Annotated in this window: 23 protein-coding genes; 11 read left to right on the forward strand and 12 right to left on the reverse strand. The window is 60.8% G+C overall.

The window, feature by feature from the left end; genetic code table 11:
• Window positions 1–19: 19 nt before the first annotated feature.
• Entirely contained in the window at window positions 20–4,726 is a 4,707-nt protein-coding gene (locus tag NW826_RS11550; RefSeq protein WP_414510200.1) for a DUF559 domain-containing protein, read from the reverse strand.
• A complete protein-coding gene (locus tag NW826_RS11555; protein WP_414510201.1) occupies window positions 4,723–7,608 on the reverse strand; it encodes a helicase-related protein in 2,886 nt (961 codons plus the stop codon). The genes NW826_RS11550 and NW826_RS11555 overlap by 4 nt, the downstream gene beginning before the upstream one ends.
• Before the next feature lie 613 nt (window positions 7,609–8,221).
• Between NW826_RS11555 and NW826_RS11560 the strand changes: the two genes are divergently transcribed.
• The 3 genes from NW826_RS11560 (at window position 8,222) to gap (ending at window position 10,401) form a co-directional block, all read left to right on the forward strand.
• Window positions 8,222–8,557: a hypothetical protein gene (locus tag NW826_RS11560; RefSeq protein WP_414336710.1), complete on the forward strand. Its 336-nt coding sequence runs from the start codon at window positions 8,222–8,224 to the stop codon at window positions 8,555–8,557.
• Between the two features lie 129 nt (window positions 8,558–8,686).
• A complete protein-coding gene (locus tag NW826_RS11565) occupies window positions 8,687–9,202 on the forward strand; it encodes a Crp/Fnr family transcriptional regulator (protein ID WP_414510202.1) in 516 nt (171 codons plus the stop codon).
• 179 nt (window positions 9,203–9,381) lie between these two features.
• Complete coding sequence (gene gap / locus NW826_RS11570; protein WP_414510203.1) at window positions 9,382–10,401, forward strand: type I glyceraldehyde-3-phosphate dehydrogenase; 1,020 nt, start codon at window positions 9,382–9,384, stop codon at window positions 10,399–10,401.
• Here gap and NW826_RS11575 read toward each other — a convergent pair.
• On the reverse strand, window positions 10,386–10,988 hold the full coding sequence (locus NW826_RS11575) for a 2'-5' RNA ligase family protein (RefSeq protein WP_414510204.1): 603 nt from the start codon (window positions 10,986–10,988) through the stop codon (window positions 10,386–10,388). The two genes, gap and NW826_RS11575, sit on opposite strands and share 16 nt — an antisense overlap.
• 177 nt (window positions 10,989–11,165) lie before the next feature.
• Here NW826_RS11575 and NW826_RS11580 point away from each other — a divergent pair, with 177 nt between their 5' ends.
• On the forward strand, window positions 11,166–11,597 hold the full coding sequence (locus tag NW826_RS11580) for a (2Fe-2S) ferredoxin domain-containing protein (protein WP_414371711.1): 432 nt from the start codon (window positions 11,166–11,168) through the stop codon (window positions 11,595–11,597).
• Here NW826_RS11580 and NW826_RS11585 read toward each other — a convergent pair.
• Together NW826_RS11585 and NW826_RS11590 are read right to left on the reverse strand one after the other, a co-directional pair.
• Window positions 11,566–12,198, reverse strand: coding sequence for a lysophospholipid acyltransferase family protein (locus NW826_RS11585; protein WP_414334248.1), 633 nt, complete (start codon window positions 12,196–12,198; stop codon window positions 11,566–11,568). The genes NW826_RS11580 and NW826_RS11585 overlap by 32 nt on opposite strands.
• Before the next feature lie 133 nt (window positions 12,199–12,331).
• Complete coding sequence (locus NW826_RS11590) at window positions 12,332–13,063, reverse strand: Uma2 family endonuclease (protein WP_414510205.1); 732 nt, start codon at window positions 13,061–13,063, stop codon at window positions 12,332–12,334.
• A gap of 151 nt (window positions 13,064–13,214) precedes the next feature.
• On the opposite strand from NW826_RS11590, the gene NW826_RS11595 reads away from it, so the two are divergent.
• From NW826_RS11595 to groL, 3 genes are all read left to right on the forward strand, one after another.
• A complete protein-coding gene (locus NW826_RS11595; protein ID WP_414510206.1) occupies window positions 13,215–14,336 on the forward strand; it encodes an NAD(P)/FAD-dependent oxidoreductase in 1,122 nt (373 codons plus the stop codon).
• Between the two features lie 77 nt (window positions 14,337–14,413).
• Entirely contained in the window at window positions 14,414–14,743 is a 330-nt protein-coding gene (locus NW826_RS11600) for a 30S ribosomal protein PSRP-3 (RefSeq protein ID WP_414334283.1), read from the forward strand.
• A 185-nt stretch (window positions 14,744–14,928) separates the two neighbouring features.
• A complete protein-coding gene (gene groL, locus NW826_RS11605; protein WP_414334253.1) occupies window positions 14,929–16,557 on the forward strand; it encodes a chaperonin GroEL in 1,629 nt (542 codons plus the stop codon).
• A gap of 37 nt (window positions 16,558–16,594) precedes the next feature.
• On the opposite strand, the gene NW826_RS11610 is transcribed toward groL, so the two are convergent.
• Together NW826_RS11610 and NW826_RS11615 are read right to left on the reverse strand one after the other, a co-directional pair.
• The gene (locus NW826_RS11610) at window positions 16,595–16,990 is read right to left on the reverse strand and encodes a DUF4346 domain-containing protein (protein WP_414336719.1); all 396 of its coding nucleotides are present in this window, start codon (window positions 16,988–16,990) and stop codon (window positions 16,595–16,597) included.
• Window positions 16,991–17,114: 124 nt separating this feature from the next.
• Window positions 17,115–17,747: a DUF4384 domain-containing protein gene (locus tag NW826_RS11615; RefSeq protein ID WP_414510207.1), complete on the reverse strand. Its 633-nt coding sequence runs from the start codon at window positions 17,745–17,747 to the stop codon at window positions 17,115–17,117.
• Window positions 17,748–18,005: 258 nt separating this feature from the next.
• Here NW826_RS11615 and NW826_RS11620 point away from each other — a divergent pair, with 258 nt between their 5' ends.
• Entirely contained in the window at window positions 18,006–18,443 is a 438-nt protein-coding gene (locus tag NW826_RS11620; RefSeq protein ID WP_414334259.1) for a tetratricopeptide repeat protein, read from the forward strand.
• On the opposite strand, the gene NW826_RS11625 is transcribed toward NW826_RS11620, so the two are convergent.
• The 5 genes from NW826_RS11625 to NW826_RS11645 form a co-directional block, all read right to left on the reverse strand.
• Window positions 18,424–18,903, reverse strand: a complete 480-nt coding sequence (locus NW826_RS11625) for a TerB family tellurite resistance protein (RefSeq protein ID WP_414336722.1) — start codon at window positions 18,901–18,903, stop codon at window positions 18,424–18,426. The two genes, NW826_RS11620 and NW826_RS11625, sit on opposite strands and share 20 nt — an antisense overlap.
• Before the next feature lie 234 nt (window positions 18,904–19,137).
• The gene (locus NW826_RS11630; protein ID WP_414510208.1) at window positions 19,138–19,473 is read right to left on the reverse strand and encodes a BolA family protein; all 336 of its coding nucleotides are present in this window, start codon (window positions 19,471–19,473) and stop codon (window positions 19,138–19,140) included.
• A gap of 4 nt (window positions 19,474–19,477) precedes the next feature.
• Window positions 19,478–20,455, reverse strand: coding sequence for a DNA adenine methylase (locus NW826_RS11635; protein WP_414510209.1), 978 nt, complete (start codon window positions 20,453–20,455; stop codon window positions 19,478–19,480).
• 282 nt (window positions 20,456–20,737) lie between these two features.
• On the reverse strand, window positions 20,738–22,150 hold the full coding sequence (locus tag NW826_RS11640; protein WP_414368911.1) for an aspartate ammonia-lyase: 1,413 nt from the start codon (window positions 22,148–22,150) through the stop codon (window positions 20,738–20,740).
• Window positions 22,151–22,178: 28 nt separating this feature from the next.
• Window positions 22,179–22,418 carry a hypothetical protein gene (locus tag NW826_RS11645; RefSeq protein ID WP_414336724.1) on the reverse strand — a complete coding sequence of 80 codons (240 nt, stop codon included), beginning with the start codon at window positions 22,416–22,418 and terminating at the stop codon, window positions 22,179–22,181.
• 287 nt (window positions 22,419–22,705) lie between these two features.
• Between NW826_RS11645 and infC the strand changes: the two genes are divergently transcribed.
• The 3 genes from infC (at window position 22,706) to NW826_RS11660 (ending at window position 25,762) form a co-directional block, all read left to right on the forward strand.
• Entirely contained in the window at window positions 22,706–23,263 is a 558-nt protein-coding gene (gene infC / locus NW826_RS11650) for a translation initiation factor IF-3 (RefSeq protein ID WP_414334268.1), read from the forward strand.
• 14 nt (window positions 23,264–23,277) lie between these two features.
• The gene (bcp, locus tag NW826_RS11655) at window positions 23,278–23,742 is read left to right on the forward strand and encodes a thioredoxin-dependent thiol peroxidase (protein ID WP_414510210.1); all 465 of its coding nucleotides are present in this window, start codon (window positions 23,278–23,280) and stop codon (window positions 23,740–23,742) included.
• A 103-nt stretch (window positions 23,743–23,845) separates the two neighbouring features.
• Window positions 23,846–25,762, forward strand: a complete 1,917-nt coding sequence (locus tag NW826_RS11660; protein ID WP_414334272.1) for a serine/threonine-protein kinase — start codon at window positions 23,846–23,848, stop codon at window positions 25,760–25,762.
• Window positions 25,763–25,771: the final 9 nt, after the last annotated feature.

Genomic DNA, 25,771 nt, shown 5'->3' on the forward strand with positions numbered 1-25,771 from the left:
GCGGATCCTATGCCTAGATTTAGCGGTGCGCCAGCCGCTCCCATGCCTCCAGCACCAAGTGGCGGGTGCGGTATTCGCCAAATTGCCGCATTTCTTTTTCCTTGAGCACGCGGAAGGTCTCGCCGGGGAAGGTGCTGGCAGCCACACGTCTGGCATACCCCGCCGGATCGAGAGGATCTTCCACCTCTTCCCAGGGATCGAGGATGTTTTCTAGCTCACGCTCGGTCAGCTCCGCAGGGTCGAGAATGTAGCGCAGTTGCTTGCGCGTTAGACCGTAGAGCCGGGCGTAGTAGGCGTCCAGCTCGGCGCGGAGCACAGCGCGGCGGTCTTCATCCCAGCGGAAAGGTGGGCAGGGGATACCCTCTCCCCCTTGATCCCCCTCTCCCAAAGCTTTGGGAGAGGGGGTTGGGGGGTGAGGGCCAACCACCGCTCGCAGCGCCTCAAAGCACTCCGTCTCGCCAAGGCGGATGGCTTCGTTCCAGACATTGTCCGCGAAGGGCTTCATGTCCCATGCGGTGTAGGTCAATTCCAACACCCGCGGCACGATGAAGGCGAGGTCGGCAGAGGTGTAGGCACTCGGCGGGAGGACGGGGAATTGCTTCATGGTGAAGTATTTCAACGATACTCCACCAATCTTTTGTCTGGCTACATAATCGAAAGCTATACAATCCATGCAAGCTAGAAGCGCAGCAATCACAAGCGCTTTCTGCTGGGGAAGCATTAGTAGAAATTTGTCACCGTATCCGACGCAGGGGGCTATACTTGCTACGACGGTGCGCTCGTTCGTGGAGCATGTTACATCGCGCCAGCCGAGCAGCCAGCCGCGTTTCCACTCGCCCAGGCGAGCTTCGACCTCCTCTGCCGGCACCCAGTACCAGGGCTGGACGACGAAGTGCGGGTCGGCGTGCTGTGCTGCGTCAGGGGTAGGTAGTTGGGTGCTAGAACGCGAATCCACTCCCTCATACGTGCCGTAGCGGTGGTCGTAGTGCCAGAGCATTTTGGCTTCGTAGAGGGGGAGGTAGAGTCCCTCTCCCCCTTGATCCCCCTCTCCCGAAGCTTCGGGAGAGGGGGTTGGGGGGTGAGGGCTACTTCTCCCAAGACTCTGGGAGAAAGGGGTTGGGGGGTGAGGGGTTGGATGCTCGTAGGAATGAGTAGCGACATAGTCGGCAATTTCTCGGAGGACTTGTTCCGTCTGGTCCAATACCTGGTCATTGGTAAAGCGCAGAACGGCAAAGCCATGTTTGCGCAGGATTTCCTCCCGCAAACGGTCGCGTTCCTGCTGAGTGGGTTCGCGGTGCACGCCCCCATCTATCTCGATGATTAGACGGGCGTCGTCACAGAAAAAGTCGGCGATGAATTGTCCAATCGGGTGTTGACGACGGAACTTCCGGCCTAACAGCCGACGGTCACGCAAAAATTCCCATAGCAAGCGTTCGGCGGTAGTCGCCTCGCGGCGTAACTGCTGTGCTCTGGCAATCAGTTCCCGGCTGGCTTCAGGCAATTTGTACTCCCCTTCTCCTGCTGCGTGGGAGAAGGAATCCGGGGATGAGGGCCATCCCCCCTCTCCTGCAGTGCGGGAGAGGGGGTTAGGGGGTGAGGGCACAAACACATTCCCCACCAGCCGATACCCCTTCGCCTCCAGCTCCGCGCGAGTGCGGAAAAGGCCGGAGTCGTTGGACATATCGAACATGCGTAGAAAGTGCACACCCCAGGGGTTGGCCCTCACCCCCGGCCCCTCTCCCCTTGTGGGAGAGGGGGGAGAGTTTTCATTCACTAGCACCGGCACGCGCTGGTAGATAGCCTTTGTCAGCTCGGCATCCTGACGGGTGCGGAAGACGGGCAGGGTGCGGGTGTTGGGATTGATACGGGCAATGTCGTCGGCGGTTAGGGTGAATACACGGCGTGGGTCGCGCAGGTGTTCGGTGCGAGTTGCAAAGAAGCTGAAGGTAGGGGGGCTCACCGACGTGCTTCTCCTGCAGATGGTGAGCAGGCAGAATTTCATACGACTATCTACTGCTGGAAAGAGTTTGTCGCGGTTTTCAAAATCAAACAGGCTGACCAGTTGCCCCTTTTCCACCAGGTCGGCGAAGAAGAATTGGTTGGTGGCGTCGGTGGCGATGCCAGTTGGCACGATGATGCCGGCCCGCCCGCGAGGGTTGAGCAGGGCGCGGACGCGCTCGGCAAACACAGAGTAGGTGTTGATGTCGCCGCGACCGGTATGGGGATATAGCCCACTGCCACGCAGGAAGCGGCTGGTGCTTTCGGCGGCGTGCAGGGCGCGCTGATAGTCTTGCCAGAGGGTGGGGTTGGTGTTGGCGAGTGCTGCAATTAGCCGCCTGCGCGTCGCTGCGTTAGCTGCACGGGCGATGGCGGTATCGCGGCTGGCAAAGAACTCTTCTTCCTGCAACTTGATGCGTTCCCAGGGTGGGTTGCCGAGGATAACATCGAAGCCGCCCTCACTCCCCCAGCCCCCTTCTCCGGGCGAGGGGGGAAGGTGAAACACCTCCGGGAACTCCAGTGGCCAGTGGAAGAAGCGCTGTTCGCAAGCCAGGGCTACGGCGGTGGCCAGAGCGCGGGAGTTGGCTCGATTTTCTAGCCGCTCGCTGACCGCTTTCGTGGTAATGGCCGCCGAGAAGTCCGAGGTCAAGCGCTGGAAAAAGGCCGCCGTCCAAAGGTTGCAGGCTTCTGTCAGTTTCTGGTGTTCTGGGTTTTGACAGTAGCGGGTGTAGAGCTCCTGCTTGCGGCGTACATTGGCTGGCGAGTCGTCCTGGATAGCTTCGAGCTGCTGCCGCTCCTGGCTGAGCTGGGCCACCACCTGGTCGGCCTCAAGCGGCAGAGAAAGCTGGCCTGTTTCCAAATCCCTGCGCTCGGCGCGATTTCGCCCCTTCAGAGAGCGGGCAGCCTCCCTGGAGTCGGCACTTACCGGCTCGAAAGCAGCATCAGGAAGGCCCTTTTCCAGAACCTTTAGATCCGGCACCCCCACCAGCGAGTCGCCACACTTGATGCGGTGATCGAGGAAGGTAAGCGGTTTGCCGGCGCAATGGGCCTCCAGCCAGAGGGCTACGCGGCAGAGTTCCACCGCCAAGGGGTTTTTGTCCACGCCGTAGAGGCAGTGGGCCACCACGTCGCGGATGGCCTCGCGCACAGTCTCGGGGGCGGGCTCCTCTTCGCCGGTGCGAACCTTGGCCAGCTCCTTGCCCAGATGTCGGGCAGCCGCCAAGAGAAAATGCCCAGAGCCACAGGCGGGATCCAGAACCCGCAGCGATAGGATGGCCCGTTCCTTTTCCTCACGGCCGGCTGCAGACTTCAGCCGCTCCTGCAGCACTGGCTCCAGGGCCGAGCGGACAAGTTCTGCCACCAGCTCCGGCGGGGTGTAGTAGGAGCCGGTACTTTTGCGCTCAGAGCCGTAGCCTAAGTCAAAGCAGGGCACACTGCCTGAGGTGTCAATCTGGGGCCGGTAGTCGAGCAGGCTTTCGTAGACGGATCCCAGCTCCTCTACGTCCAAAGCGGCGTAGTTGACCCGGCGCGGCGGCGAGGTCGCGTTCTCTTGGTAGTAGGCCAGGTGCCAGAAGGCCTGCAGCAGATCCCGGTTGCTCAGGCTGCACCCATCCAGCTCCAAAGGGGCAAACAACTCGCCGTTGAGAGGTGCAGCCCCTAGATGCTCTGCCAGCTCCTCCTGGGAAAGCACTCGCCAGAGCACCCGCAGGCTGCACCAGAGATCCTCATGCTCCGTAAAAGCGCTGCGCCGCTCCAAAAGTCGCCGCAGCCGACTCACGCCGTAGTGATCCCGGTAGAGGGGGCTGGCGCTAATTAGCCCCCGCTCCTCCGAGACTAAGAGAAACAAAAAGCGGTAGACCAGCCGCAGCAGTTGCCGGTAGAACTCCTCCGGGGTAAGGCAGTTCGATCCTGGAGAAGCCAGCCGCTCCCGCAGGTGGGAGTTTTTGGGATGGGCAAGAAAACCCTTGGCCAGGCCCTTGAGGCACTCTTCCACCCCATCCCGCAGCCGCTCGCGGACTCGCCCCCCCTGTTCCAGAGCCTGCTGGTAGTACTTCTCCAGCCAACACTCCCGCGCCTGCTCTGCCTTTTGGGGCAAACGGCTGCGGTGCAGCAGGCGAAACAGGATGGCAAAGTCGTTAAAGCGCTGCTCCTCTAGGATCTGCTGCAGGTCAAACTCCACATAGGCCTGCCGGCGCACAAAGGTGCTGTCCCGCAATAGACGGAGGGTCAGCCCGTTGGTGACGATGCCCCAGAGGTGCTCGCTGCGGTTGAGATACTCCTGCAGCAGTGAGTGAGGGGCTAGACGCGGCCTGCCAGTGGAAGCCAGCCGCCCCAGCTCCTGGCGTACCCCCACAATGTGCACCGGCGGAGCATCCTCTGCTTCGCCGGCGCGGTGCGAAATGGCAAAGGTGGCACCGTCCAGCTCATAGGCCCGTGGGTTGTAGCGCAGCTCGTAGCCCAGAAAGCTAAGAAAGGGAATAACCCAGGCATCGCGGGTAACCGACGTGGCCGGATCCCCTTCCGGCAGACGGGCCAGCCGGCGGCGGAAAACTTCCCACTGGGTGCGGGCCTCGGCAAAGACGCTGGCAATTTCTTCCGTCAGGCTGCGCTTGTCTTCTAGCCCAAAGTCTTTCGGCTTCTGGCCTGACAGCTCGCCAGCCAAAAGCTGCTCCAGAATGTCCGGCCCCAAGAGGCCCCCTTCAAGGCGTACAGCAGGAAATTGGCTCATCTGGACAGCAGAGGTTGTAGGACAAGAATTCCCAGCAGATCGGGGGGAAACTGCGGCTTAACCTCCAGCCCGCGCACGCGCTGGGAGATGGCCTGTCGGATGCGCTTGTGGGCCTCAGCCAGCTCGCCAGCTCGCTGGAAAATGGCCTCCCGGATCCCTTGCTGAAGGGGGTGTCCTAGACCCCAGTTTTCTGCAGTCGGCGGCCAGGGGCTGAGGCTGTCTAGCACCTGCTGCACCAACTCCTGCTTTTCTACAAGCGGCAGGTTGGCATCTGGCTTGGCTGCGGCCAAAAGCTGGAGCGCTGCCCTACTTTCCAGCCAGCGGGCTTCGCCTCTTTCTAGGCCAACCCCTCCCAGCACCAGCACCTCCTCCGCTAGCAGAGGCTGAGCCAGCGGCTGCTCCACTAGGTAGCGCACCCGCAGCAACAAGAGGGTGGTGAGCGCAGCCACAGCCCGCGTCCGAACGACCCCGCAGCGGGAGACGACGGCCTCTTCAGGCTTATCTAAGGCCTTCTCTAAGAAAAAGTGGGCCAGGGCAGCGATGAGGCGGTGGTTGCGGCCAACGTATTCCGCTCCTTCCGGCGTGGGGGAGATGAAGCTAATCCGCCACTGTCCACCCTTGGGCTGGGGCAGGACTGAACGAATGGCCTCCGGCAGGGTTGCTGTGCCCTCCTGGCTGAGGTTGACCCGGAAGACTCCAGACTGCCGGTCAGGGATCACAGCCAGACCTAGGCGCTGGGCAGCAGTTAGAAAAAATTGCTGCACGGCCTGCGGATCCCCCAGCACAGCGTCTGTGGCCTCCAGTTCCCGCTGCACTTCTTCCGGCTTGAGGGATCGCTGGGCAAAACGGGTGCGGTTGCGCCGCTCCTGCTCAGCAGAGCGATCCCACTGGGCGTGAAACTGGCTCACCTCTGCCATCCCCAGATCCAGCGCCAACTGGCGCTCCCCTGAGCCGGATCCCTGGCGCAGAAAAAGGGCCTCCAGCACCGCCTGGGTAACGCTTTCACTCGCTTCGGGCACAGGCACGTGGGTGCCAAGGGTGCGGCGGATTTCCCGCGCCTTGTCCAGCAGCACCTGCAGCACCGCACCGTCCACAGGGTTATCCCGCCCGAAAAAGCGGACGACCTTGACCCGTTCGGCCCGTTGGCCATAGCGATCCACCCGCCCCTCCCGCTGTTCCAGCCGGTTGGGGTTCCAGGGCAGGTCGTAGTGGATGACGGCTGTAAACTTTTCCTGCAGGTTGATCCCTTCCGAGAGGCAGTCGGTGGCCACCAGCACCCGTGGCTGGTCAACGGCAATTTCCGCAATCTTGGCCTCCCGTTCCTCGTCGCCCATGCGGCCGGTTACGCAGGCTACCTGAGTTGCGGATCCCAGGTGCTGCCGAAGGTGGTCGGCAAGATACCCTGCTGTGGCCACATAGCGGCACCAGAGAATGGGGTGAAAGCCCTCGGCGAGGAGCCGCTTCACCAGCTCGATGGCCCGCGCCAGCTTGGTGTCTTGGTCTACGCCGTGAAGTTGGTGGGCCAGACGGGCAAGCTCCCGCAACCGGCGGCGGTCGCTGTCGGGCAGAGTTTGCTCTGCAGCTTCAAGAGCTGGCAGCGGTAATTCATCGTCAGTACGCTCTTGTGCCGACTCGAACACCCAGCGGCTAAAGCTCTCCTCAGCCTCTTCTTCCCGAGAGCCTGCGCTGCGATTGGCCAGCGCCGCCAGAGCCGCTGCCGGACTGGACATGACACAGCGCAAAAGAGCCAGCGCCCCCCAGTAGCGTACGCGCCGCTGCCGCTGCTCCATCTGCTGGCCGGTGCGCACCAGCTCCGAGCAGAAGGCATAGGTGCGCTCAAACAGCTCGCGGTAGCAGCGTGAAAGGTCATAGGTCTCATCTTCAGCTTCCCGGGTTGGGAAGCAGGCTGTTTCTTGCCAGGTCTCCTTGATGTCCCGCCGTGTGCGCTGGACAAAGTGACGGGCCAGCTCGATGCGCTGGTTCTCCTTGAGATCCTGAAGGTCCCACTCCTCGAACTCCGGCCGCAGCAGCCTCAGCAACGACCGGAAGGCCTCTGGGATGCCGCTGTGGGGAGTAGCCGTCAGCAGGATTAGGTGGCGGTTGGGCGCTTGGGCAATAGCTCTCAAAAGAGCATGCCGCTCCTGCTGAGCTCTGCCGGAACTGGCCGCTGCCGCCCCGTGCACTTCGTCGGCAATGATCAGCTCAGGACAAAACTGCAGAAATTGAGGGCGGTTGCGCTCCGTTTTAACAAAATCAATGCTGGCCACCTGCACCGGGAAGTATTCGTAGAGATTTTGTCCCGGCGGGGTTTGCCGCTCCAGTTGCCCTACCGTCCCCGACCGGATAACTACCGGCTCGAGGTTAAACTTTTCCGCCAGCTCCCTGGCCCACTGCTCGCACAAGTAAGGCGGGCAGAGGACACAAAAGCGGCGGATCTCGCCGCGATCCAGAAGTTCTCTGGCTATCAGCAGCGCTTCAATGGTCTTGCCCACTCCCACATCATCGGCAATAAATAGCCGCACCGGATCAAGGCGCAGCGCCATGAGCAACGGCACAAACTGGTAGGTTCGTGGCCGGATGGAGATGCGCCCCAGCGAGCGGAAGGGAGTGGCGCCCTCGCGTAAGATAAGGCGCGCTGCCTGCCAGAGGAGATGGGCGGCTGCAGCATCGGCAACTTGGTCGGCGCGGGGCAGCGGGAAGAAGGCCGGCTCGATGCGCTCAAAGGGCAAGGTGCCGCCTATGAGGTTCATCAGTTGTCGGTGAAGGCAAATCGCGTCCTCTGGCCTGCCAGTAAGGGGCCGCAGCACTACCCCTTCTTCGGAATCAGCGGGGAGCACCACCCACTCGCGCTCGCGGCAGCGGACAATTGAACCAGGCTGCATCGATTGGGATCCCTATGAGCGACTCACCTTCCTTTACCGCATCTTTGCCGCTCTTTGGGGTAACTGCCGAACTTCTTCGGCTTTTTCGGGGGCGCTGACCTTAGATTTGCCTCTTACAGGCCAGGGATCCCATCCCCTTTCCCTGGCCCTCATCAATAAGTTAAGAATGGGCAAGAAGTTAAGAATGGGCAAGTTTGACACTCCCACCGCCTAAAGGCAGGGGATTCTTACGCAGTTCAAAAATGAACTCGTAAAGGCGCTGTCAAGACACCTCTAGACAGTTCCTTGAGGCAAAGCCCCAAGGTTCTGCTTACTTTTCTGATCGCATTCTGATCGCATAAGCAGGACGGAGTCCTTGCAGGTTGGCTGAGACGTTAGTATCTCCCGGACGCTTGCCACCGGTCGGGTTTTTCACCGTTTTAGGGGCTCGCCTGGGAACGGCACGTCTCGGTGACAACCATACCATTGATGAGCAACTAAAGTTGCTTACGGGCTTTTCCGCCCCGCACTAAAGTACGGGGCTACCAAGCTATCCCTCTGTGTGTTACGCTTAACTCGCTAGGGAGTATGTTGCGACCTTTCCGGTGCCGGTTCCAAATTCCAGGGTGGGCAGATGAGCGACGAACAGTTGGATGATTTGCAGGAGGCTATGAGCACTGCTGGTCGATCGATCAAAAAAGCGGCCCGACGTGGGGCCTATGAAACTGCCCAGACAGTAGGAGAGGAGCGACGGCGCATCCGTATTCGCACCCTGGATGGCACCGATATTCGCGGCGAGGTATTCCTAGAAGGGACGAAGTTCGAGCGACGGGTTTCCAGCCTGCTCAACGACGAGCGCACGTTTGTCCCCTTAACCGACTCGGAAATGTTCATCAACGGACACCGCGTCGCCCATGCCGACTTTATCTGCGTCAACAAAAACGCCATTTCCTACGTTCTGGAAGAATAGCCTGGCTTGAACCGTCAATCGAGTCGTTTGGGTTGTCCCCCAACCTCTGGGGTGGCTCTCTCCCGATACGATGTCAGCGGCGGTAGGATGAAACAGAGCTGGCCCCAAGCACTTCCAGCCGCTTGCCCGATGAGCAGCACCCGTTATCCGTTTGAGCGCGTTCGCGAGCATTTGCTCTTTCAGTCCTTGGCAGATGCTGAGTGGAAGGCATTGACGGCTGCCCTACTGCCCAGTCGCTTTTCTCCCGGCCAGGTAATCTTCCAAGAAGGGGATCCCAGCAGCGACCTGTACGTAGTTCTCAGCGGGATCGTGGAGCTGCGGCGCCAGTACATGCGCTATCCCGGCGATTACTGGCTGGCAACACTGCATGCTGGGCGCGTGTTTGGAGAACTTTCCTTGCTGACGGGGCGGCGGCGCTCCTTTACCGCAGTGAGCCTAACCGAGGTGCAAACCCTGCGCCTCTCCAGCGAAGGGCTGCTCCTATTGCCCCTGGAAGTCCAGGTGAAGCTTTACCGCGCCTGGACCCAGATCATCGGCGAGCGCCTCTTTTGGCTCGACAGCATGTTCGCAGATCTCCTGGAACAACGGGGGGCGGAAAATGTCGCCTCGGCTATGGCCCTGCTGCAGCAGCGCTATCCTGCTTGAGGAAAAAGAACCCCTGCCGGCAGGCTGGGATCCCTAGAATCAAGGTTCTGGCGCTCCTACAAAGAAGACAAAAATCAAGCGGTGGGATCCCAAATTTTATCTTCAGAATAGCCAGGGCTTGCGGTATTATGTGCTAAGCAGCAGCTCCCGAAGCATTTCAAGCAGCGAGGTTAAGAGCAGTGGTCAGGGTAGCCATCAACGGATTCGGTCGCATCGGTCGCAACTTTTTGCGTTGTTGGCTGGGGCGCTCCCAGTCCAACTTGGATATTGTTGCCATCAACGACACCTCAGACGCTCGCACGGCTGCCCATCTGCTCAAGTACGACTCCATCCTCGGGCCACTGCAAGGGGTGGAAGTGGAGGCCGCCGAGGGTGGCCTGCTGGTTAACGGCAAGCACATCCACGCCGTTTCCGATCGCAACCCCAGCAACCTGCCCTGGAAAGAGTGGAAAGTGGATCTTGTTATTGAGGCCACAGGTGTTTTTGTAGACTACCAGGGTGCCTCTAAACACATAGAGGCGGGAGCCAAGAAGGTGATGATCACGGCTCCGGCCAAGGGAGGCGACATCCCTACCTTTGTGTATGGCGTTAACCAACACACCTATGACCCGGTGCGGCACAACATTGTCAGCAACGCCAGTTGCACCACCAACTGCCTTACCCCCCTCCTCAAAGTGCTGCTGGACAAGTTCGGCGTCCTGCGGGCTACGATGACCACCACCCACAGCTACACCGGCGACCAGCGGATTTTGGATGGTGGCCACCGCGATCTGCGACGGGCGCGGGCGGCGGCGCTGAGCATGGTGCCCACTACCACCGGGGCGGCCAAGGCAGTAGCGCTGGTGATCCCCGAACTGAAGGGCAAGCTGAACGGGGTAGCAGTACGGGTTCCCACGCCCAATGTGTCGCTGGTGGACTTGGTGGTGCAAACAGAGCGGCGTGTGATTGCCGAAGAGGTGAACGCGGCTCTCAAGGAAGCTTCAGAGACCACGATGAAAGGGATCATTGCCTACTCCGATATCCCCTTGGTCTCCATCGACTATCGCGGCCACGACTGCTCGGCGATTGTGGATGCGGAGATGACCAGTGTGCTGGACGGGGATCTGGTGAAGGTGATGGCCTGGTACGACAACGAGTGGGGCTACTCGCAGCGGGTCCTGGATCTGGCTGAATACATGGCTGCTCACTGGGTTGAGTAGGCTGTTGTTTCCTGTCTCAATCCCTCAGAGGCGGAGAGGGAGAATTCGGCAAAAACTTGCCAGCGCTTGCCGTCATGGCTGAGGAGGGTGAGAGCGGAGGCGAGAAAGGATCCCTGGAAAGGGCGAGTTTTGAACTGTGGCCAGGCGGTGCGAAACTGGGCCGGGCTGAGATCCCGAAAGGCCACAGTCATGTGGGGGACAAAGGGACGAGCTGGGGTAGGGGTCGGCTCTGGCTTAAGCAGCAGATTCATGTGGCGCTGTGTCTTGGCCTGGAGCTGTTGCAGCTCAGGGGAGGGCTCGACGTGGATATAGATAACCCGTGGCGCGAAGGCACCGAAGCCGCGGAGCTCAACGGCAACCGGAGCCTGCTCCTTGGCAAACTCTCCCAGGGATCCCGTCAGGGCTGGCAGCTCGGCAGTGGGCCACTCGAAAGGAGGCACCAGGGTAATGTGAGGGGGCGAGCGCAGGGCTGCGCGGCTGGCAAATTGCTCGGCAAACTGTTGTTTGATGGCGGTCACTTGCTCCTGCAAGTCTGCCGGGGGTAGGAGGGCGAGAAACAGCCGCTGTTGGGGAGCGTCGTTCACCATTGCTGGACAGGTGAGGAACCTGTATTATCCAGGCTAGGACAGCCCAGCCCCAGACCTCTACCCCATTCCCTAAGGGTCACAGGGTTTGTCGGGATGCCCGGCATCTTCTTTAGCCACTCATATTCTCATATAATTATCTAGCGATTATCTAGTAGCAGTAGGCTAGAGGGCTCCTCTATGACCCAGCTTTCCGCTCCCCTTCCCCCGCCGGCAACCGTATCTCCAGAGCCTGAGCCGGATCCGATTCCGTCCTACCATTGGCATCTCTTTCTCTGCGCCGACCAGACCAAGCCCAAGTGCTGCGAGAAAGCGGTGGGACTGGAAGCCTGGGAATACCTGAGGCTGCGGATTCAGCAGTTGAACCTAGAGCTGGCGGGCGTAGGCCCTCTGCGCGTCAACCGCACCAAGGCCAACTGCCTGCGGGCCTGCAACTATGGTGTTCCCGGGCCAGTGCTGTTGGTGTACCCCGGTGGGTTTTGGTACCACTCGGCCACGCCCCCGGTGATAGAGCGGGTGCTGCAAGAGCATATCCTGGGCGGGATCCCGGTGGCCGAGTATCTGGTAGCCCAAGATACCCTCAGCGCCCCTGATCCAAAAGAGCGTGGATAGCCTGCACGTACTCTGCCGTCGCCTGTTGCAAATCAGCCTTATCGCTGGAAGCAGGGGGGGGGATCACCTTGCCGATGCGCACCGTGATGGGGCAGAACAGCCGCGGCCAGCGGGATCCCTTGGGCAGCACCTTCTCGGTACCCCAGAGGGCCACGGGGAGCAGAGGTGTCTGGGTGCGCGCTGCCACCAAGGCAGCCCCCAGGTGAGGCTGGGGAATGCGGCCATCGGGGGTGCGGGTGCCGTTGAGAAAGATCCCCACCGCCCATCCCCGCGCCAGGGCTGCTTCCGTGGCTCGCAAGGCAGCGCGGTCAGAGCCGCCTCTCTTGACCGGGTAGGCCCCGTAGAGCCGGATCACCTGCTTCAGCGCTGGCACCCGAAACAGCTCTTCCTTGGCCATGAAGGCTACAGGGCGGCGCACTGCATTGGCCACCAGCGGCGGATCCAAGTGGCTGGCATGGTTGCTGACAATGATCAGGGATCCCTGGCGAGGCACGTTTTCCTGGCCATAGGTGCGGCCAAAATACAGTCCCCGAAACAGTGGATTGACCACTAGCCACTTGAGCAGCCAGTAGGCCAACCAATCCTGGCGGCGATAGCCCATCTGGACGATTTCCCAACTTGGGGGTAGCTCCCTCTTTGAGTGTAGGGGAAAGCGGGGGATCCCCAGCGACTTTGGAGATAGGTTTTCCTGAGACCTTCACTTAGGGTGGGATGCAGTGAGGGCCAGGAGTATGTCACCTCTCCAGATCAGGATCCTCGCCCAAAGCCCGCAACCTTTCCGCCAGACGCTCAGCCCGTTGGCGCTCCTGTTCGGCTCGTTGGCGTTCCAGCTCGGCCCGCTGGTGCTCCCGCTCGGCTCGTTGGTGCTCCAGCTCGGCCCGCTCATCTCCCGTCAACAGCAACTGCCCTTGGGCATCGCACCAGCGCAGCCAGCGGGCTTGTTTCCCCTCGAAAACTCCGTCCCACAGCTTCAGGCCCAGCTCCACCTGTTCCAGCCAGGTCTCGGTCATTTCCGCATAGTGGCGGCCTCGCAGCTCGAAAATGCGCAGCTCCTCTGGCCCCAGCTCGTGGTTGGGATCAAAAACCACGTAGTAGCTGACCCGCATCTGCTCGTAGCGACTGAGCTTGCCCCCTAGCTCGTCGCCTTCGCGGTTGGAGACAATCTCAATCACCACATCCGGCGGCTTGTCAAATTGCCAGAGCAGATAGCACCGGTTCTGCTTCTCCCACCATTGTTCCGGCACCGTGACATCCAGGCTGAGAAAAACATCCGGCACGATGGGAGGTCGGTTAGGGGTGGTGTAGATGCCCACATTGGCTGCTGCCAGGAAGGTTTTGTGGGGCAGAGAGCTGTAGAGTGCCCCCGTCAGGAGACGCTGCTGCTTTTCAGAGGCAAAGTTATCCACCGGGGTATCGTCCTCAGTGACCAGATCAGCGATGTCGGGCAGCAGCAGTTCAGTATCCATGGGCGAAGGCAGTCGGGGATGTCGACATCTTAGCCGTTTCCCCTACTTTTTGCCGCAGAGGACAAGGGCGGCAAAGCTGGCCGCTCTCCAGAAGGGATCCCGCCCGGAGAATGGGGTATCACGGCAAAAGGGATCTCTTTGAGGAAGAACCTTGAACTGTGACGCTTTGGTGATTGGCTGTGGCGTGGTGGGCTGTGCCATCGCCTACGAGCTGTCTTCCGCAGGGCTATCAGTGGTTGGGATCGACGCCAAGGATCCGGCCTCAGGCGCCACGGGCGCGTCACTGGGGGTGTTGATGGGGATCTGCAGCCGCCAGCCGGATGGGGAGGTGGTGCAGTTGCGCCTGAAAAGCCTGGAGCAGTTTGATCCCTTGATTGCCCGGCTGGAAGCGGACTTGGGTCGGAATTTGCCCGTCAATCGGCACGGCATCCTCAAGCTCCTTCGGGAGGAGGAAGTGGACGCTTGGCAAGCAACCCTGGCGGCTCGGCGGCAAGCAGGTTACCGCCTGGAGCTGCTTAGCCCCGGCGAAGTGGGATCCCTGCAGCCGGGTTTGCGCAGCGACCTGGCGGGGGCCCTCTACTCGCCCCAGGATCGCCAAGTCCAACCCAAGCTCCTCACTCAGGCCCTCTTGGAAGCAGCCCAGCGCAAGGGATCCCGCTTTTTCTTCCATCAGCCGGTTCAGAAGATGCAGCGCAGCCCGGATCCCCCCTTTCGCCTGCAGGCAATTGATACGCCCGCCCTCACCTTCTCGGCGGGGCACGTCATTCTGGCGGCAGGGCTGGGCAGCTCTCCTCTGGCCAAAGAGCTGGGGTTGCAGATGCCGTTGCAGGCCGTCAAGGGCCAGGCCCTGCGGGTCAAAGCGCCTAGGATCCCCCTGGGGCCGGTGGTCAGCGACGAGGATCTGCATCTGGTCCCCCTGGGCGATGGATCCCTGTGGGTGGGGGCAACCGTGGAGTTTCAGACCCCCCATCCCCAGCCGACGCTGCTGGCGCTGCAAGATCTGCTGGCCCGCGCCATCCGGCTCTGCCCGGCTTTGGCCGAAGCGACTTTGTTGGAGCACTGGGCCGGCCACCGCCCTCGACCGGTGGGGCAGCGCGCCCCCATCCTGGGGCCGGCTCCCGGCTATGTCAATCTTTTTGTTGCCACTGGCCACTACCGCAATGGAGTGTTGCTGGCCCCGATTAGCGCCGCCGTCCTGAGAGATTTGGTGCTGAAAGGGAAAACAGCCCTCTGCGATCTAAGCGCTTTTGCCCCAAGACCTAAACAGGGCTGAGCGGGCCTATCCCCTGAGGGAGGCGGACTTATGTCAGAATAGAAGGCTGCCCGGCTCAGGCCGGGCCAGCGTGTGACCTGTCGAGTCCTGCAAAGGAGAAGAGAGCCTTGCCGAAGTTCGCCCTAAAAGCCCTGTGGCTAGAAAACGACTTGGCTATTGCTGTGGATCAGGTGGTGGCCAAAAACCGCAGCCCCCTCACCCACTACTTTTTCTGGCCTCGGGATGACGCTTGGGAGCAGCTTAAAGCTGAGCTCGAGAGCAAAACTTGGATCAGCGAGGAAGATCGCATCACTCTGCTCAACCAAGCCACCGAACTCATCAACTACTGGCAAAACGGCGGACGCAACCGCCCCATCAGCGAAGCCCAGGCCCAGTTTCCCGACATCCTGATCGGCGGCAACTCCTAAGCCTCTCGGCCACAACCTGACCCCGGATCTGTCCCACCTTGCTGAGTCTCCCAGTTTTGGGCTAGATTGGCACTCAGGAGTTTAGAGTGCTAACTTTCTGTTGGCTGAGCCGATGGATTCTTCCACTCCGCCCGGCAGCACTCGGCACAGGTAGCCCAGTCGAAATTACGAGGATCGCGGATTTTATGGCAAAACGGATTCTGTTTAGAGAAGAGGCCCGCAAGGCGCTGGAGCAGGGCATCAATCAACTGGCGGATGCGATCAAGGTTACGGTTGGCCCCAAAGGGCGCAACGTGGTCTTGGAGAAGAAGTTTGGTGCCCCCCAGATCGTCAACGATGGGGTCACGATTGCCAAAGAAATCGAGTTGGCGGATCCCTTGGAGAACACCGGTGCCCAGTTGATGCGGGAAGTGGCCTCCAAGACCAACGATGTGGCCGGGGATGGTACCACCACTGCCACCATCTTGGCCCAGAGCATGGTGCGGGAAGGGCTGAAAAACATTTCAGCGGGTGCCAACCCTGTGGCCTTGCGGCGCGGCATTGAAAAGACCACCGCCTACTTAGTGGAGCAAATTGCCGCCCATGCCAAGCCTGTGGAAGGCCGCAAAACCATTGCGGAAGTAGCCACCATCTCTGCCGGCAATGACAGCGAGGTGGGGGAGATGATTGCCAAGGCCATGGATGCCGTGGGGCGAGAGGGGGTGATCACCGTCGAGGAATCCAAGTCCTTGGAGACGGAATTGGAAGTTGTAGAAGGGATGCAGTTCGACCGCGGCTACATTTCCCCCTATTTTGTTACCGACACCGAGCGGATGGTGGCCGAATACGAAAATGCCTATCTGCTCATCACCAGCAACAAGATCTCCAGCCTGCAAGATTTGCTGCCCATCCTGGAGCGGGTGGCCCGTGAAGGTCGGCCTCTTTTGGTCATCGCAGAAGATGTGGAGGGAGAAGCGCTGGCCACTCTGGTGGTCAACAAGCTGCGGGGGGTGCTCAACGCGGTGGCGGTCAAGGCTCCGGCTTTTGGGGATCGGCGCAAGGCCATGCTGGAAGACATTGCCATTCTCACCGGCGGGCAGCTCATCTCCGAGGATCTGGGCATCAAGTTGGAGAACGTCACCCTGAACATGATGGGGGTGGCCCGCAAGATCACCGTCACCAAAGATAAAACGACAATCGTCACCGATGGCAGCACCAAGGCGGCGGTGGAGAAGCGGGTGGCCCAAATTCGCAAGCAACTGGAAACCACCGATTCCGAGTACGACCGCGAGAAGCTGCAGGAGCGGATTGCCAAGTTGGCCGGTGGGGTGGCGGTGATCAAAGTGGGGGCTGCCACCGAAACAGAGCTCAAAGACCGCAAGCTGCGCATTGAGGATGCCCTGAATGCCACTCGAGCGGCGGTGGAAGAAGGGATCGTTCCCGGCGGTGGGGCGACGCTTTTGCATCTGGCCAAAGGGATCCCGGCTTTCAAGGCAACCTTGAAGTCGGAAGAGCAGGTGGGGGCAGAGATTGTCTACCGGGCTTTGCAGGCTCCGCTCTATCAGATTGCCCACAATGCCGGTCTGGAAGGGTCGGTGGTGGTGGAAAAAGTTCTGGAGAAGGAGATGCCTTTTGGCTTCGATGCCCTGACCGGAACCTATGTGGACATGTTTGCTCAGGGGATCGTGGATCCGGCCAAGGTGGTGCGCTCGGCGTTGCAAAACGCGGCTTCCATAGCCGGAATGTATCTCACGACCGAAGCGATTGTGGTGGAAAAACCTGAGCCCAAACCGGCAGCCCCGACGGCTGGCTCCGGGGGCATGGGTATGATGTAGCCCCTCAAACGTAAGCTCCGGCGCTGCTGGGACGGGCTTAGTCTTGGATGTACTCCGCGCCGGAGAGCAGGGCAGCTTCGGCCTTCTGAAACTCCCGTCCCAGGTAGGCCGCATGGCTGAGCTGAGAGACAACCCTCTCCTGCTCTTTTTCGAAGATCTGCACACACAGTTCTTTGGCCGTGCGTCCAACATACACCCGTTCAGGGGAGCGATTGACGGAGCCCCTGGCCGGGAGCACGGCTCCTGTTTCCGGATCGGTGGCCAGCCCCCGCTCGTTAATTACAGTGCGGTAGTACTTGGCGCAAATCAGGTTCTGCTCCCGATCCAGGTAGATGACAAAGTAACCCGCCGGATCCAGCTCCAAGGGCCGGCGGGAGAGATGGTCGTCAAGGCTGCGCATCTGCTCGCTCAGGGGCGTGGAGGAAGGAAGCATAGAACGGCTGACCCAAGACCGCAAGAGAGAAACGTAGCCGAGGCTACGTTTGCCTGCCTTCATTGTGACAGATGAAGCTGCTTTTTGGACAACCTCGGTTCTGGCGGATGGATCCTGTCTTGGGCTAGCGGGGGGCCACTCGATAAAATCGTGTGGTCGTCACCCACTGGTCGGAAGGGATCCCTTCGACGACAATGGCGCGGGCGATGGCACTGCCCAATTGGGATCCCCGCACCCGCACATCGGCAAAGGAGCCACTCTGCTCAAAAGAGGCGATCTCCTGGAAGTTCAGCGGACGGGGAGAGGCTACGGCCAACACCTGGGCTTGGCCGAAAGGTGGAGCGATGGTCAACCGGTAGCTGGCCCCCGGCGGTGGAAAGGTACGCACTTCTCCAGCCCGCAGAAACTCGTTCCCGCCGGAAAAGCGGTTGGGCAAAATCAGATGGGTGCGGCCATCGGCTTGGATGCTGAACAGATAGACGTAGGCATCGCGGTTGGTGCTCAGGGTAATGGCAATCGGTTCTCCAGGCCGGTAGATGGGGTTCGACCCGCGCCGATCCAGCTCCAAATTGACCTGCAAGTCAGAAGGAACGGGGTTGACGATGATGGAGCGGGTGCCAATCTCCAACTGAGCAGTGTCGGCCAGTTGCAGCCTTCGCAAGGGGGGGTAAATGCCCAAGGTTTGCGGAAAAACAGCGGTGGCCGGAGCTACAGACAACCCCAGAGCCAAGGGTAGGAAAAGCAGTTTGGCGTTCATTGTTCAACACCGGATCAAGGGTTATGTTCATCCTAGGAACGGGCCCAGGTGGAGCGGCTCAGGCTTTGCGCAATCTCCAATCTCCTGCCGCGGCAGTTTCTCCTACTGCAGATGGCATCACCGAGGGGAAAAAAACGCTGCAGCGGCGAGGGCACGGCTCCCTTCTCGGCATCTGGAGGAACGTAGCTGAGAGCGGCTAAGCTGCAAATAAGGGATCCCTTCCTCACGCCAGATTCCAAGTCAACCCCCAACCGGCTTATGGCTCACGACAGCTACCAAGAGGGCATCGCGGCGGTACAAGCGGGAGATTTCCAGTCGGCCATGCGGGCGTTTCGGCAAGCAGTTGCTGCCGACCCAACCCACACCGAAGCTCGGTACAAGCTGGCCTGGGTGCTGGGTATGAGCGGCTACCTGGATCCGGCCTTGGCAGAGCTGGAAGCCGTTTTGGCGGCAGATCCCAACCATGTGGCAGCCCATTACAATCGAGGGGCCCTCCTGTTGCAAAAGGCCCAACTGGAAGCAGATGAGGATGGCCAAATCGAGCTATCCGTTCTGCAGCAGGCGGAAGCAGCCTTTCAAGCGGTGATGCGCTTGGATCCCACCGATCAACGAGCCTTTGCTTTTCTCAATTTGGTCAGGCGGGCCATTCGCAACCACCAGCCGCCCACCCAGGTCTCTAGCGGCAGTGGCGGGTAAACCCCTGCACCAAGGCTTCAATCGGCGCAATGCTGGGATCCCCGAGTTCGGCCTCTGCTTCTTGAGAGACCTGTCGTACCACTTCTGGGGGCAACTGCAGCCTATCCACCAACTGCCGAAAGGCGTCCAGCTCTTCCAGATTCACCACGGGTTCTTCCGGGCTGCGGGCGCTGGCCGCAATCACCAGGTAGCCCAACTTGAGGATGAGACGCTTCTCGGCCTCATCGTTGACTTTGGACAGCACCTCTGCCAACGGGACTTGCTGCACCAAATACTGGCGGATCTCCTGCGCTAAGCTGGCCTGCTGGCCGGGATGCGAAGCAAAATGCCGCGAGAGTTGCTGGGCGATGAGCTCCACTTCCGCAACCTCCAGCGCGCCATCAGACCAGGCCATCGCGGTGACAGCTCGCAGCAGATTCATTTGCTTGGGGGTAATGCCGGGCGGGGATGGAGTGGGCATATATCCTCCTGGGGTGGCTCATCTGCCAGTTTAGAAGCGGATCCCAGACCATTTCGGTTAAGTTTGGTGTCTGCTCGATGGCTCTTTCCAACCCGATTCAGACACTCACTTCCTGCTTCACCCCGGCCCCTCTCCCCAAGAAAGAGGGAAGCGCTTGGGCGTCCTACCAGTCGCATGCTCTGTGTAGCCCAAGGCGCAGGGGCAACGCATCGGAGAATGAGTCTCTTGGCTCAATCAGCCTAGCCCGCGGAACTGCTCCCACTGAGCGGGGGTAAAGGTGCGCAGAGCCAAAGCATGGAGGCGGCCATCCTGTAAATAGGTTTTCAAGGCCTCATTCACCAGCCGATGCTGCTTGATCAGGGGCAGGCCCTGAAATTGCTCGGCCACTACAATGGCCTGAAAGTGGCTGCCATCGCCGACAGTGTCTTCCACCTGCACCCTTGCGCCGGGCAGGGCAGCCTGTAGCAACGCCTCGATTTCTCGTGGATCCATGCGCTGTTGTCCCCATGGTCTGTTCAAATGTGTGCCGGAGCTCAAGATCCCGTTTCGGATCTCAACCTGCTCATCCATCACCCTAGACGCTTCTGGGGCAAAACGGGATCCCTTCCTCTGCTCTGCAGGTGGGATGGCTCAGAACCAGAACCTCGGTGATGGGACCGCGTTTGTGGCCCTGGCAGTTGATGGCACGGCTGGCAACGATGGTTTGGATGGGGTAATCCCGGTACAGCTCCCGCACAAAGGGGCAATCGGAATTGGAGAGCAGCACCTGCACCCCTCGGTCGGCCAACTTCCCAAATACCTCTCGCAGGCGGATTTGTTCGGTTTCGCCAAACGCAAACCGGCTGTAGGCGGTGAAGCTGCTGCTGGCAGACAGCGGATGGTAAGGAGGATCCAGATAGACAAAATCTCCGGGTTCGGCCCGTTCCAGCACCTGCCAAAACGGCTGCACCGCGATCTCTACGCCCTGTAAAACTCGTGCCACGGCCCGCAGGTTCTCCGCGTCGCAAATGCGGGGATGACGGTAACGGCCCAGAGGGACATTAAACTCTCCCCGCGAGTTTTCCCGGTAGAGGCCGTTGAAACAGGTTTTGTTTAGGTAAATCAGCCGTGCCGCCCGTTGCACCGGATCCGCAAAACGAGTTGCGCGGATCGTGTAGTAGTGCTCCCGGCTGTGGTGGGCTTGGTGGTGGCTGAGCAGAGCAATGATCTCCTCCACCCGATCCCGCAGGCAGCAATATACATTCACCAGCTCAGGGTTGATATCCGACAACACAAAGCGCCGCGGGATCCCTTGGGCCAGATGAAAAAAGACCGCTCCACCCCCCAAAAAGGGCTCGTGATAGGTGTTCCAGTTGCGCGGGAAAAAGGGTTCGTATTGGCTGAGCAGTTGCCCTTTCCCCCCTGCCCATTTTAGGAAGGGACGCGCTCGAACGGCTGGTGCTGCCGGGGCGGGGTTTGGACTCCCGCGTTCTTCCCAACGCAAAGCCCCGCCTTTGCTCGGGCTGAGGCCGTGAACGGGCGGACAAGGGTAGGAAGGTATCTGGCCGTTCATTGGTGTTTACTTTTTTACCTTCTAAGTGCTCCGCGCTGCTAGCGCCCTCACCCCCGGCCCCTCTCCCGGAGGGAGTCAGCCCTCACCCCCGGCCCCTCTCCCGGAGGGAGAGGGGAGTTAGGGGTAGCGCTCCGCCTCGCCAGTGCGTTCGCGGCGGCTTTGCGTAGCAATAACGACGTAGAGAAACGTTTCATTGACTACAAAACCTGAGGTGTTGGGCAAATGATGCTGGGCGGGGGGTAACGGTTCTGGGAGCAGTATTCCCTCTCTGCAGCGAATGGGCTAGGACTGCATTTGGCTCATCGCCTCTAGGTCCAACACTTTGGCCACCTGTTCCGGGCTCATCAAGTTGCGCTCCAACAGGATTTGGCGGATGGGTTTGCCGGTTTCCAGGGAGAGCTTGGCTATCTCTGCCGCCTGCAAATAGCCAATGTAGGGGTTGAGGGCGGTCACCAGAGCGAGAGTTCCTTCCGCATAGCTGCGGCACCGCTCCGGGTAGGGGATGATGCCTTGAATGCAGCGCTCGGCGAAGACCCGCAGGCTGTTGTTCAAGATCTGCAGGCTGTGCAGAAGGTCGTAGGCGATGAGGGGCATCATCACGTTCAGCTCAAATTGCCCCGCCTGAGCACAGAGGGTGATGGCGGTGTCCAGCCCGATCACCTGGAAGCAGACCATGTTCAGCATCTCGGCCAGCACCGGGTTGTACTTGCCGGGCATGATGGAGGAGCCGGGCTGCACCGGCGGCAGTTGAATCTCCTTGAGGCCGGTCTTGGGGCCGGAATCCATCAGCCGCAGGTCATTGGCCAGTTTGATGCCGTCCTGGGCCAGGTTGCGCAGGGATCCCGACAGGTGCACAAAGGGGGCCATGCTCTGCATCGCTGCCATGGGATGGGGAGCCGGGGTGAGGGGCAACTGGGTGTAATCCGCCAGCCGCTGCACCACCTGTTGTCGGTACTGGGGGGGGGTGTTGAGGCCGGTGCCGACCGCGCTGCCCCCCAAACCTAAGCTGCACAGAGCCTGGCTGGCCTCCTCGATCCAGCGGCGGTGCTGGGCAAAGATGGCCGCATAGGCCCCAAAGCTGTCCCCCAGCCTTACAGGGACAGCATCCTGTAAATGGGTGCGACCGGCTTTGAGGATGCCGCGAAACTCTTGGGCCTTCTGCTCCAGTGCCGCCACCAGGTTGTCCAGTGTGACCAACAGATCCCGCCGCACCCGCGACAGGGCGGCCAGGCGGATGGCGGTGGGGATCACGTCGTTGGTGGACTGGCCGTAGTTGACGTGGTCGTTGGGGCTGACCCGCTCGTAGCGTCCCTTGGGCTCCCCCAGGATCTCCAAAGCCCGGTTGGCCAGCACCTCGTTCACATTCATGTGGTGAGAGGTGCCCGCCCCCGCCTGGTACACATCCACCACAAATTGATCCCGCAGAGATCCCTGGAGGATCTCGTCTGCTGCTTGGACAATCGCCTTGGCCACCTCTGCCGGAATGCAGCCCAGCTCGCCGTTGACTTCAGCCGCCGCCTTTTTGATCAGCACACAGGCTTCCACGTACTCCGGCAGAGGCCTGAGGCCGCTGATGGGAAAGTTCTCCAGGGCGCGGGCGGTTTGGATGCCGTAGTAAACCGATTGGGGCAGTTGTCGCTCCCCCATCGAGTCTCGTTCGCTGCGCACTTGCGGCGGAGTAGTCTCTGGAACCATGGCCGGATGATGTTTGGGGGCCGCCGCTTCAGCCGGCAGGCAGGGATCCCTTTTCCTGGAGGGCGGCCAACTGTTGGCCGATGCGCTCGTTGTTTTCCGCCAAAACCAGTACCATGGCCGCGCAGGCCAGATGGACTCCGGCCCGAAATTCCGCCGAAGACTTGTACTGGATCAGCGCCTCGCTATCCCCCTCCCGCGGGCTCAAGATGAGCTGAACCGACTTCTGGGCCAGGTCTTTTAGTTCCCGTTCCGTTAAACCCAGTTGCACCGCTTTTGCCCTCCCTGCTGGCCGACAAACAACCCTCGATCCCGTCCGGATCGCTGCTTTGGTTATCCTACCGCGGAACCTGACCGGATCCCAGGTGAGCGAGCCTTGACAACTCTTGACAGCTCTAGAAGGAGATAGAAAATGCCAGCTAGTATAGGTGCAGCATGCCTTGGCCGGCGGGCCGACAGCCGCTTGGAGAGTTCAAGTCTGTGGGTCGGCGCCGCCCAAAAGGTGTCTGCTTCTTTTGGCATTTGTCTTTGTCCTGCGTTCCGTTCAGAGAGGAAAACTTGTCCGTAGAGCGTCCACTTGACCGCTTTCCCCGCAAGCAGCGTGCAGAGCTGCCGGCCATCAACGAGCGCATCCGCTTCCCCAAAATCCGCCTCATCGATACCGACGGCACCCAGTTGGGGATCATGAGCCCGCGCGAAGCCCTGCGCCTGGCCGAAGAAAAAGACCTAGACCTGGTCTTGGTGAGCGACAAAGCGGATCCCCCCGTCTGCCGCATCATGGACTACGGCAAGTTCAAGTTTGAGAAGGAGAAAAAAGAGCGGGAGGCCCGCAAAAAACAACACACTGCCGAGATCAAGGAAGTGAAGTTTCGCTACAACATCGGCGAGCACGACTACCACGTGCGCCTGCGCAGCGCCCAACAGTTCCTGGGGGATGGAGACAAGGTGAAAGCCACGGTGATGTTTCGCGGTCGCGAGGCCCAGCACGCCGAGTTGGGGGAAGAACTGCTGCAGCGCTTGTTCAAAGACCTAGAAGGCGTAGCGGAAATGCAGCAGCCTCCCCAAAAGGAAGGGCGCAACATCACGATGATCCTCTCCCCGAAAAAATCCACCTGAGGAGGGATCCCGCCATGCCTCTTGCTGTTGGGGATCCCGCGCCGGAGTTCACCTTGCCCGATGCCGAGGGCAACTTGATCAGCTTGAGCCAGTTGCGGGGCTGGCGGGTGGTGCTCTATTTTTACCCGCGGGACAACACCCCCGGCTGCACCCAAGAAGCCTGTGGCTTTCGGGATGCCTACGCCGAGTATCAGGCCCAGGGGATCCACATCTTGGGGGTGAGCGCCGACGATGCCCGTTCCCACCAAAAATTTGCCCAGAAGCTGCAACTGCCTTTTCCGCTGTTGGTGGACGAGGGGGCTAAGGTGGCCACTGCCTACGGCGTCTATGGCCCGAAAAAGTTCATGGGCAAAGTCTATAACGGCATCCACCGCACCACCTTTGTCATCGATCCGGAGGGGAAGATCGAGGCCGTCATCACCAAGGTCAAAGTGGAGACCCACGCGGCGGAGCTGCTCCAGCAGTTGACCGGCTCCTAGTCTCTCCGTTGGTGGGTGCAGGGGGAGCAGCCCTGTCGGCAAAGGTGCCGAGATTAGGACAAGAAGAGAGCGGGCAGGGGATATAACGATACAAAGTGCCGGTATGGATTCCCCTGGCGCCGTGTCCCGACGCAGCCGTACCACCAAGTCCATTCACGACAGCTACCAAGTTTTGGGTTTGGCTGGCCAAGGTCAGTATGGGCGCGTGTTTTGCGCCCGGCCCCGCCAAGGGGGGGAGCTGGTGGCCCTCAAGGAGCTGCCGGCGGAGCGTTTCCCCACCCCCAACCTGCTGCGGGAGCTGCGCTACTTGCTGACGTTGAACCATCCCAATATCACCCGCTGCTACGCCCTCGAACATGCCCGCGAGGGGCGGTATTTGGTGTTGGAGTACTGCGAGGGGGGCACCCTGCGGGAGCTGATCGACCAGGTGGAGCGGGGGCTGTGGCTGCCGGTCAAGCAGGTTTTGGGCTTTGTGGATCAGATCTTGGCCGGGCTGGATCATGCCCATCGCCAGGGGGTGATCCACTGCGATGTGAAGCCGGAGAACATTTTGCTCAAGCCCACACCCCAGGGCTGGCAACTGAAGCTGACGGACTTTGGCATCGCCCGCCACCCCCAACCTGCCCCCGGCGAGATCGCCGCCACCGGCTCGCCGGCCTACATGGCGCCAGAGCGGTTCTACGGCCAGTTTGGCCCCGCTTCTGACCTCTACGCGGTGGGGATCATCCTCCTGGAGCTGTTGACGGGTCAGCGGCCCTTTTCCGGCTCCCCCAGCCAGTTGATGCACGCCCACCTTAACCAGCCGTTTGTCTGCCCAGAAGGGATCCCGGCCCCGCTGCAGGAACTGCTGGAGATCACGTTGCGCAAGTTGCCCTTGCGGCGGTTTCGCACGGCGGCGCAGATGCGCTCAGCTCTGGCGGTGTTTGCTCAGGAGTGGCAGGAGCCGGCCAGTTGTTGGGTTGGCCCGCACCTGTCCAGGCGATCCCCCCCCGGCCTGCAGGTCTGGGATCTGCCGGATCCGGGTTTTGTGGGCGGTGGCGGGATGGAGTCCCCGCCTGAGCAAAAGTTCTACATCTGCGAGGATCCCAGTGGCTGCCGTTCCCCGCTGCTGTTGCGAGTGACCTCCCAGAAGCTGGAGTGGCTGGAGCTGCAGACCCTTGCCTCAGGAGCGCCGCCTCTGGCCTGTTTCTCCTTGGCCGAACCGTTGCGGCAAGTGCTGCCTTTGCCGAGCTTCCCGGAGGCTTTGGCTTTTTCCAAAAGCAGCCTTTTGCACCTGAGTCCCGCGCGCATCCGTACCCTGCTGAGTTTTGCGGAGGATTGGCAGGCCACCTGGCTGGCAAAGCGGCAGGAGTTGGTCTGGGCCACCGCCCAAGAGCTGGGGGCTGTGCAGTGGCAGCCGACCGGGCCCCAGCCTTTCCCCGATTCCCATCGCTACTTTCGTTGGCCTGGCCCGCAGCCGGCTGGGACGGGATCCCTGCCCCGCTTGCTGGCCCTCTCGGATTATCTGGTTTTGCTGACTGGTGCGGGGCGGCAGTGGGTGCAGATGAGCCTTGTGCCTTATCCCACCGGCTTGCCTTTGCAGCCGGGATCCCAGCCGCTGCGCTATCGCCTACCCCTGGATCCCCAAGGGATGGCGGTCAGCCTGGGGGAACGGCTGCTCTTTGCGGCCCAGCAGGGTTGCTGCCCCTACCTCGACTCGGTACAGGTGAATCCGCTGCGGGTGCGCCGCTGGTTTTTGAGAGGGTGGCCTGTCCAGATGGTCCAAGCCCCTTGGGGTCTGCTGCTGCTGTGTCGGGAGGGAGAAGAGTTCTCGTCCCTCTGGCTGTACGGCGAAGGGGGGGATCCCTTGGCCCAGGTGGCCGTGCCCGTCGGATCTGAAGTGTTGCAGGTGGGGCAAAAGGGGCTGGTCTGGCTGCAGGTGCTGACAGCCGGGCAGTCACAGCGCTTCCAGCTTTGGCAATTGGATCTCAACCAGTTGCCTGTGGATGGCCATACTGCCGAGGTGATCCCCTTGGAGTGAACGACTCCC

The sequence above is a fragment of the Synechococcus sp. OH20 genome (assembly GCF_047502685.1).
Classification (GTDB): Bacteria; Cyanobacteriota; Cyanobacteriia; order Thermostichales; family Thermostichaceae; genus Thermostichus.

Coding starts and splice junctions, on each gene's coding strand:
- NW826_RS11560 (WP_414336710.1), top strand. CDS start 8,222: ATGAGCGACGAACAGTTGGATGATTTGCAGGAGGCTATGAGCACTGCT.
- NW826_RS11620 (WP_414334259.1), top strand. CDS start 18,006: ATGGCTCACGACAGCTACCAAGAGGGCATCGCGGCGGTACAAGCGGGA.
- NW826_RS11550 (WP_414510200.1), bottom strand. CDS start 4,726: ATGAGCCAATTTCCTGCTGTACGCCTTGAAGGGGGCCTCTTGGGGCCG.
- NW826_RS11640 (WP_414368911.1), bottom strand. CDS start 22,150: ATGGTTCCAGAGACTACTCCGCCGCAAGTGCGCAGCGAACGAGACTCG.
- NW826_RS11585 (WP_414334248.1), bottom strand. CDS start 12,198: ATGGGCTATCGCCGCCAGGATTGGTTGGCCTACTGGCTGCTCAAGTGG.
- groL (WP_414334253.1), top strand. CDS start 14,929: ATGGCAAAACGGATTCTGTTTAGAGAAGAGGCCCGCAAGGCGCTGGAG.
- NW826_RS11630 (WP_414510208.1), bottom strand. CDS start 19,473: ATGGATGAGCAGGTTGAGATCCGAAACGGGATCTTGAGCTCCGGCACA.
- NW826_RS11575 (WP_414510204.1), bottom strand. CDS start 10,988: ATGGTGAACGACGCTCCCCAACAGCGGCTGTTTCTCGCCCTCCTACCC.
- NW826_RS11615 (WP_414510207.1), bottom strand. CDS start 17,747: ATGAACGCCAAACTGCTTTTCCTACCCTTGGCTCTGGGGTTGTCTGTA.
- NW826_RS11590 (WP_414510205.1), bottom strand. CDS start 13,063: ATGGATACTGAACTGCTGCTGCCCGACATCGCTGATCTGGTCACTGAG.
- NW826_RS11610 (WP_414336719.1), bottom strand. CDS start 16,990: ATGCTTCCTTCCTCCACGCCCCTGAGCGAGCAGATGCGCAGCCTTGAC.
- NW826_RS11580 (WP_414371711.1), top strand. CDS start 11,166: ATGACCCAGCTTTCCGCTCCCCTTCCCCCGCCGGCAACCGTATCTCCA.
- bcp (WP_414510210.1), top strand. CDS start 23,278: ATGCCTCTTGCTGTTGGGGATCCCGCGCCGGAGTTCACCTTGCCCGAT.
- NW826_RS11635 (WP_414510209.1), bottom strand. CDS start 20,455: ATGAACGGCCAGATACCTTCCTACCCTTGTCCGCCCGTTCACGGCCTC.
- NW826_RS11625 (WP_414336722.1), bottom strand. CDS start 18,903: ATGCCCACTCCATCCCCGCCCGGCATTACCCCCAAGCAAATGAATCTG.
- NW826_RS11555 (WP_414510201.1), bottom strand. CDS start 7,608: ATGCAGCCTGGTTCAATTGTCCGCTGCCGCGAGCGCGAGTGGGTGGTG.
- NW826_RS11660 (WP_414334272.1), top strand. CDS start 23,846: ATGGATTCCCCTGGCGCCGTGTCCCGACGCAGCCGTACCACCAAGTCC.
- NW826_RS11565 (WP_414510202.1), top strand. CDS start 8,687: ATGAGCAGCACCCGTTATCCGTTTGAGCGCGTTCGCGAGCATTTGCTC.